Annotated in this window: 8 protein-coding genes; 6 read left to right on the forward strand and 2 right to left on the reverse strand. The window is 57.5% G+C overall.

Annotation, left to right across the window (positions count from 1 at the left end):
• Window positions 1-58 precede the first annotated feature (58 nt).
• Window positions 59-1,099, reverse strand: coding sequence for a rod shape-determining protein (locus C515_RS0118690; RefSeq protein ID WP_028456733.1), 1,041 nt, complete (start codon window positions 1,097-1,099; stop codon window positions 59-61).
• A 246-nt stretch (window positions 1,100-1,345) separates the two neighbouring features.
• Here C515_RS0118690 and gatC point away from each other — a divergent pair, with 246 nt between their 5' ends.
• The 6 genes from gatC to C515_RS23920 all read left to right on the forward strand — a co-directional run bounded on the left by gatC (window position 1,346) and on the right by C515_RS23920 (window position 6,592).
• Window positions 1,346-1,633, forward strand: coding sequence for an Asp-tRNA(Asn)/Glu-tRNA(Gln) amidotransferase subunit GatC (gene gatC, locus C515_RS0118695; RefSeq protein ID WP_028456734.1), 288 nt, complete (start codon window positions 1,346-1,348; stop codon window positions 1,631-1,633).
• Between the two features lie 161 nt (window positions 1,634-1,794).
• Window positions 1,795-3,255 (forward strand): Asp-tRNA(Asn)/Glu-tRNA(Gln) amidotransferase subunit GatA, encoded by a 1,461-nt coding sequence (gatA, locus tag C515_RS0118700; RefSeq protein ID WP_043650515.1) that lies wholly within the window; start codon window positions 1,795-1,797, stop codon window positions 3,253-3,255.
• Between the two features lie 12 nt (window positions 3,256-3,267).
• On the forward strand, window positions 3,268-3,861 hold the full coding sequence (locus tag C515_RS0118705) for a Uma2 family endonuclease (protein WP_028456736.1): 594 nt from the start codon (window positions 3,268-3,270) through the stop codon (window positions 3,859-3,861).
• A gap of 3 nt (window positions 3,862-3,864) precedes the next feature.
• Window positions 3,865-5,292: an Asp-tRNA(Asn)/Glu-tRNA(Gln) amidotransferase subunit GatB gene (gatB, locus tag C515_RS0118710; RefSeq protein ID WP_028456737.1), complete on the forward strand. Its 1,428-nt coding sequence runs from the start codon at window positions 3,865-3,867 to the stop codon at window positions 5,290-5,292.
• A 120-nt stretch (window positions 5,293-5,412) separates the two neighbouring features.
• Window positions 5,413-6,369 carry an MvdC/MvdD family ATP grasp protein gene (locus C515_RS23915; RefSeq protein ID WP_144290569.1) on the forward strand — a complete coding sequence of 319 codons (957 nt, stop codon included), beginning with the start codon at window positions 5,413-5,415 and terminating at the stop codon, window positions 6,367-6,369.
• 16 nt (window positions 6,370-6,385) lie between these two features.
• Window positions 6,386-6,592 carry a hypothetical protein gene (locus C515_RS23920; RefSeq protein WP_144290570.1) on the forward strand — a complete coding sequence of 69 codons (207 nt, stop codon included), beginning with the start codon at window positions 6,386-6,388 and terminating at the stop codon, window positions 6,590-6,592.
• Window positions 6,593-7,254: 662 nt separating this feature from the next.
• On the opposite strand, the gene C515_RS22040 is transcribed toward C515_RS23920, so the two are convergent.
• On the reverse strand, window positions 7,255-7,527 hold a 273-nt coding region (locus tag C515_RS22040), incomplete at its 5' end, for a transposase (protein ID WP_043650516.1).

The following is a 7,527-nucleotide window of genomic DNA, read 5'->3' on the forward strand; positions in this document are numbered from 1 at the left end:
CATGTATCGCCCTGCAGCCTAACCGTAGTAAAGGCTGCAGGGTGATACGGTGTGGTGCTTAGTCGTTGGTGAAGATGCCGCTGGTCTTGTCGAGCTTGTCGATCGCCATGCCCGAACCGCGCACCACGCAGGTCAGCGGATCGTCGGCAACAATCACCGGCAGGCCGGTTTCTTCCATCAGCAGGCGATCCAGGTCACGCAGCAGTGCGCCGCCACCGGTCAGCACCATGCCCTTTTCGGCGATGTCCGCGCCCAGTTCCGGCGGGGTCTGTTCCAGCGCGCCCTTTACCGCCGACACGATCTGGTTCAGCGGTTCGGTCAGCGCTTCGAGGATTTCATTGCTGGAAATGGTGAAAGAGCGCGGAATGCCTTCGGCGAGGTTGCGGCCCTTGACGTCCATTTCGCGCACTTCGGCGCCGGGGAAGGCGGAACCGATGCGCTTCTTGATTTCTTCGGCGGTGGTTTCGCCGATCAGCATGCCGTAGTTGCGGCGGATGTAGTTGATGATGGATTCATCGAACTTGTCGCCGCCGACCCGCACGCTGTTGGCATACACGATGCCGCCCAGCGAGATCACGCCGACTTCGGTGGTGCCGCCGCCGATGTCGACCACCATCGAGCCGGTGGCTTCCTCGACCGGCAGGCCGGCGCCGATGGCTGCAGCCATCGGCTCCTCGATCAGCTCGACCTTGCGCGCACCGGCGCCCAGGGCCGACTCGCGGATCGCGCGGCGCTCGACCTGGGTGGAGCCGCAGGGCACGCAGATGACAATGCGGGGCGGGGAGGCAAACAGGCGGGAGGGATTAACTTTCTTGATGAACTGCTTGAGCATCTGCTCGGTGATGGTGAAGTCGGCGATCACGCCGTCCTTCATCGGGCGGATGGCGTTGATCGAGCCGGGCGTGCGGCCCAGCATCTTCTTCGCTTCGGCGCCGACGGCGAGGATGGTTTTCTTGCCGGAAGGACCGCCTTCCTGCTGGATGGCAACCACGGAAGGCTCGTCAAGCACGATGCCCTTGCCCTGCATGTAGATCAGCGTGTTGGCGGTGCCAAGGTCAATGGCGATATCGTTGGCGAAGTAGCCGGAAAGTCCAAACATCGGGTTCTCGCAATGGGAAGTAGTTGCTGCATCGGCCCCCGGCCTGAACCGGAAACCACATTGAATTCGGTATCTCTGAAACTAGCTTGTAGCGCGGTTTTTGTTGCGGTGCAATATCGGCGTGCGCCGCCCGTCCGGCAATTCGGCCCGCGCCGCGCCAGCCTTGGCGCTGCTTGGGCGAATCAAACCCGGCATGATACCCTATTGCGCTGATCTTATTGAAGGCTTTGCCCGGGAATTTTGACCATGTCACTCTCTCTGGATGATGTAAGCCGTATCGCCCGCCTGTCGCGCATTGCCGTGACGCCGGACGAACTCGCGGCGACCCAAAACCAGCTCAACCGCATCCTGCACCTGATCGACGAAATGCGCGCCGTGGACACCACCGGCATCGAGCCGATGGCGCACGCCCAGGACGTCTTCCTGCGCCTGCGCGAAGACGCCGCCACTGCGCCGGATCGCCGTGCCGCCTTCCAGGCCGTAGCGCCGGCTGTCGAGAATGGCCTCTACCTCGTTCCCAAGGTCATCGAGTAAACGACAAGGGCAAAACCCAGCGCAGCGACGCAGAGAAACCCGGAGTGCTTTTGCCGCCTTGTTTTTCCTTTGCGCCCCTGTGTTGGGTTTTTATGGGGTATGTCTTCGTATCCCTTTGCGTAAATTGGCTGTAGCCATATACCCATCAGGTTTTATTGAACATGAAAACCGTCAAACAATTATCCGCCGCACTGGCTTCAGGCCAGGTGTCGGCGGTCGAACTGGCGCAGGACTACCTCGCCCGCATCGGCCAGCTGAACCCCACGCTGAATGCCTTCATCACCGTCGACGCCGACAAGACGCTGGCGGAAGCCCGCGCCGCCGACGCCGCACGCGCCGCCGGCAATGCCGGGCTCCTGACCGGCGTACCCGTCGCGCACAAGGACATCTTCTGTGCCGAGGGCTGGAAGACCACCTGCGCCTCGAAGATGCTCGACAACTTCGTCGCCCCCTACGACGCCACCGTGATCGCGAACGCCAAAGCCGCCGGTCTGGTAACGCTGGGCCGCGCGAACATGGATGAGTTCGCCATGGGCTCGTCGAACGAAAACAGCTTCTACGGCGCGGTGAAAAACCCCTGGGATCTGAACGCCGTTCCCGGTGGTTCATCGGGCGGCTCGGCGGCAGCCGTGGCGGCCGGCCTGGCACCCTTTGCCACCGGCACGGATACGGGTGGTTCCATTCGCCAGCCGGCGTCGTTCTGCGGCATTACCGGCATCAAGCCGACCTACGGCGTGGTCAGCCGCTACGGCATGATTGCCTATGCATCGTCGCTCGATCAGGGCGGCGCGTTCGCGCACACCGCGGAAGACTGCGCGCTGCTGCTGAACGTGATGGCCGGTTTCGACGACAAGGACTCCACCAGCCTCGAACACGCCAAGGAAGACTACACCCGTGACCTGAACCAGCCGCTGGCTGGCGTCAAAGTCGGCCTGCCGCGCGAATACTTCGCGGAAGGTCTGGCGGATGATGTCGCAGCCGCCATCGAAGCTGCGGTCACTGAGCTGAAGAAGCTCGGCGCCACCGTGGTTGACGTGTCACTGCCGAACACCAAGCTGGCGATTCCGTCCTACTACGTGATCGCGCCGGCGGAAGCCTCCAGCAACCTCAGCCGCTTTGACGGCGTGCGCTACGGCCACCGCGCCGCAGATTACGACGGCCTGGCCGACATGTACGAAAAGACCCGTGCCGAAGGCTTTGGCTGGGAAGTGAAGCGCCGCATTCTCACCGGCACCTATGTACTGAGCCACGGCTACTACGACGCCTACTACCTGCAGGCGCAGAAGATCCGCCGCATCATCGCCAATGATTTCGTCGCCGCGTTCAACGACTGCGACGTGATCCTCGGCCCGGTCGCGCCGACCACCGCGTGGAATCTGGGCGAGAAGTCCGACGACCCGGTGGCGATGTATCTGGCCGACATCTACACGCTGGGTGTGAATCTCGCCGGCCTGCCGGCGCTGAGCATTCCGGTTGGCTTCGGCAAGTCAGTCGATGGCAAAGCGGGCCGTCCGGTTGGCCTGCAGATCATCGGCAACTATCTGGGCGAAGCGAAGATGCTCAACGTCGCGCACCAGTTCCAGCAGGCGACCGATTGGCACACCAAGGCCCCGCAACTGTAATTGGAGAGCGAAATGGCGCACGCGCTTGTCGATGGCTTTGTTACGCCAGAACAGTATCTGGCGGCTGAGGAATTGTCCGAAGAGCGGCACGAGTATTACAACGGACTGGTTTACCCCATCCACTCGCCGATTCATGGCATGAGCGGTGGCAGCTACGCGCATGACACCTTGGCCGGCAACTTGTTTGCCTTGTGTAAAGCGCATCTGAAAGGCAGTGGCTGTCGGGTTTCAACGAGCAATATGCGTTTGAATATTGAAGCAGCCAATTGCTACTTCTATCCGGACTTGACCATCCATTGCGATGCCATCGAGGCGAAAACACAGGCTTTGACATCGGCGCGTATCGTGGTGGAAGTGCTGTCGCCCTCGACCAGCAATTACGACCTGGGCAAGAAATTTGCCATCTATCGCCAACTGGAAAGCCTGCAGGAATACGTGCTGATCGATTCCGAGTCGCGCTCTGTGTCGGTGTATCACCGTGCAAGTCATGGAGACTGGCTGTTCCATGCCTATACCCCTGGGTTTGATGAAGTAGTCAAACTCGCCAGCATTGATTTCACCGTGTCGTTGACTGATTTGTACGACGACACCGGTATTGAGGAATAAGCCATGAAATGGGAAGTCGTCATCGGGCTGGAAGTGCACACCCAGCTCACCACGCAATCGAAGATTTTTTCAACTGCGAGCACCGCGTTTGGCGCGGCGCCGAACACGCAGACCGCCGTTGTGGATATCGCCCTGCCGGGCGCTTTGCCGGTGATGAACAAGGCCGCGGTCGACAAGGCCATCCAGTTTGGTCTGGCCATTGGCGCGAAGATCAACCAGAAGTCTGTGTTCGCCCGCAAGAATTACTTCTACCCCGACCTGCCCAAGGGCTACCAGATCAGCCAGTTCGAGCTGCCGGTGGTTGAAGGCGGCGCAATCACGATCAATGTCGATGGCGTCGAGAAGGTCATCAACCTCACCCGCGCGCATCTGGAAGAAGACGCCGGCAAGTCGGTGCACGAAGACTTCCACGGCATGAGCGGCATCGACCTGAACCGCGCGGGCACGCCGCTGCTGGAAATCGTTTCCGAGCCGGAAATGCGCAGCTGGCAGGAAGCCGTGGCCTACGCGAAAGCCCTGTATTCGCTGGTGACCTGGATCGGCATCTGCGACGGCAATATGCAGGAAGGCAGCTTCCGCTGCGACGTGAACGTGTCGGTGCGCCCGGAAGGCCAAAAGGAATTCGGCACGCGGCGCGAAATCAAGAACCTGAACTCGTTCAAGTTCATGGAGCAGGCGATCAAGTACGAAGTGAACTGGCAGATTGGCGAAATCGAGGAAGGCCGCAAGATCCAGCAGGCCACCATCCTGTTCGACCCCGATACCGGCGAAACCCGGATGATGCGCTCGAAAGAGGACGCGCACGACTACCGCTACTTCCCCGATCCCGACCTGCCGCCGCTGGTGATCGCCGACGAGTGGATTGACCGCGTGAAGGCTACGCTGCCGGAACTGCCGGTGGCCATGCAGGCGCGCTTCCAGTCGCAATACGGCATCCCGGCGTATGACGCGACCACGCTGACCAGCTCTAAGGAAATGGCCGCGTTCTTTGAAGCCGTGGTTGCCGCCGGCGCGGATGCGAAGCTGGCATCGAACTGGATCATGGGTGACGTGTCGGCCACGCTGAACCGCGAAGAGAAGACCATCGCCGAGTCGCCGGTTTCCGCCGAGGCGCTGGCACTGCTCATCAAGCGGGTGATGGACAACACCATCAACAACAAGACCGCCAAGGACGTGCTGAAGAAAATGTGGGAGTCGGGTGATTCGGCCGACACCATCATTGAACGCGATGGGCTGAAGCAGGAAACCGACACCGGCGCGATCGAAGCAATTGTCGACGCGGTGCTCGCCGCCAACCCGAAGGCGATTGAGGAATATCGCTCGGGCAAGGAGAAGGCGCTCAATGCGCTGGTGGGGCAGGTGATGAAGGGGTCTGGGGGCAAGGCCAATCCGGGGATGGCGTTGGAGTTGTTGAAGAAGAAGGTGTCGTAGAATTGCAAAGCCGGCGAAAGCCGGCTTTTTTTACGCTTACACTGTTGAGGTGTTTTGTTGGGTTTGGTAAAGTTGTTGGTGAATTGTAAGTTCATAGATTGCCAACATTGAGGTGGTGCTGTGTTGCTCATTGTTTCTGACAAATTTGATTCTCACGCTGACTTGGTTCAGAAGAAACTGGAGGGGAAAGGGGTTGATTTCTTTAGATTTGATCTTGATTTAGATTCGTTGCGGGGTGCTTTTATTAGTTTTTCAGATGGAGTATGGCGCATAACTCAAAATGGACGGGCGGTAACTTCAATTTGTTTTGACTCTGTTTGGTGTCGCCGACCGTTTATGGAGTTGAACATAGAAGATCGGGTAGATCAGAGTAATGACTTTAAAATTTGGCGAAATGAGTGGAATAGAACTCTTCTTGGGTTGTATAGCTCTATTCGTTCTTTGCGCTGGCTGAATTCTCTGAAGAATTCATATCGTGGGGAGAACAAATATTACCAAATGGAGCTGGCCAGATCGATTGGTTTTAATATTCCTCCAACTTTGATTTCTAATGATAAATCGACTCTGATTGATTTTGCGCGCAAGTATGATTTTGTTGTTTTCAAGGTCATGGAGCAAGAAATATATCAGGTTGGTGATCAGTTGCTTGGCTTGTATGCAAATAAGATTACTTCGAATGATTTATCGAGATTTTCATGCGCAGGGGAAAATCCGATTTTTCTTCAAAAATACATCGACAAAGCTTATGAGGTGAGATACACGGTTGTTGATGGTGATCATCATGTTTGTAGGATCGACTCCCAAGCTTCTGAAATTTCTAAAGATGATTGGCGTCGCTATGATGTTGCAAAAACGCCTTATACGAAAATTGATCCGCCTTGTGAGGTAAGGGCGATGGTCAATTCTCTTCTTGAGGAGATGGGATTAAGCTTTGGAGCTTTGGATTTCATTGTTGATGAAGAGGGGGGGTGGCATTTTCTTGAAATAAATTGTATGGGGCAGTGGCTTTGGGTGGAGCAGTTATCTGGTCTTGATATTTCTGGCTCTATTGTAAAATGGGCTTTAAAGAAAAACTGAAATAGGGGTTAAATTTATGAAGGTGTTTGCAACTGATTTTTTCTCTCCGATGGTCAATAAGGTTTCTGAGCGTGAAGAGTGGACGTGGTCACCAGCAAACGAAGAATTTCATGAAATTCATGCGTCGGGAGCAAATACATCAAGCAATCAGTCTACATATGCTGATGAGCGTGATAACCGTGGCGATTCTGATCGTCCAAATGAAGGAATGCTTGTTGCGTGAGGCCACGTAGGTTTGATTAGAGCCGTAGGGAGCAATCGCCGCAGGCATTGCGCCGCATGAATTAAGCCGCCGACTCTGTTCGGCGGTTTTGTTTTTTCTGTGCCTGCGGCACGGTGTTTTCATGCCGGTTCCGCTCCCACGGGGACTTCCTGTGGTCGCCGGCGGGCGGGTTCATTTCTTTTGCTTCGCCAAAAGAAACGAACCAAAGAAAACGAAGTTTCGGCGCAGCCAAAAGGCGAGCCCGGTCCGCCGGCCGCCTGCGGCGACTGCCCTGCGATGCTCGTTGCGTCCAGCGGCGGGCTCAAACTCCCTCGCTGCGCTCGGTCAAACAGTCGCCCGCCGAAACCCTGGCCGCAACTGCGCTTCTCGGCGGCTTCAGGGCGGGGCGTGCTAATCGGCGGTGGTGGTGATTCGTAGGGTGGGTTAGCCAACGGCGTAACCCGCCATACAATAGTGGGTATACAGCTACAGCCCTTTTTACTATTAGGCTATGGGCTTATCACTGCATGGGTATATTGTGCCGCTGCTTAGCACACGATGCCCTCGCAGCCGCCGAGAAGCGCAGTTTTTCCGGGATCAGGTGCGGGACGTGTCTGAGGCCCGCAGGGCCGAGTTGTCCCGCGCCCCCGGAAAAGCGAGCATCGCAGATACCGTCTTGCCACTCATCTTGCAACTGCATAATCAGCCTGATACGGCTGACGCGTTTTAAGGACGCCAAAGCACAAATGCACCAGCTTGCGCATCGCGGCACCCAGTGCCGACATCTTGCATTTGCCGCGCGCCAGCAGCCGCTCGTACTGCGCCTTCACATGCGGGTTGTAGCGCTTGGCCGTGATCGCCGCCATGTACAACATGGCCCGTATCCTCGCCGGGCCGGCTTTCGACAGGCGCGCACGCCCGAAGAGCGAACTGCCCGACTGCCGTTCCACCGGCAC

The sequence above is a fragment of the Chitinilyticum litopenaei DSM 21440 genome (genome assembly GCF_000428145.1).
GTDB lineage: Bacteria > Pseudomonadota > Gammaproteobacteria > Burkholderiales > Chitinibacteraceae > Chitinilyticum > Chitinilyticum litopenaei.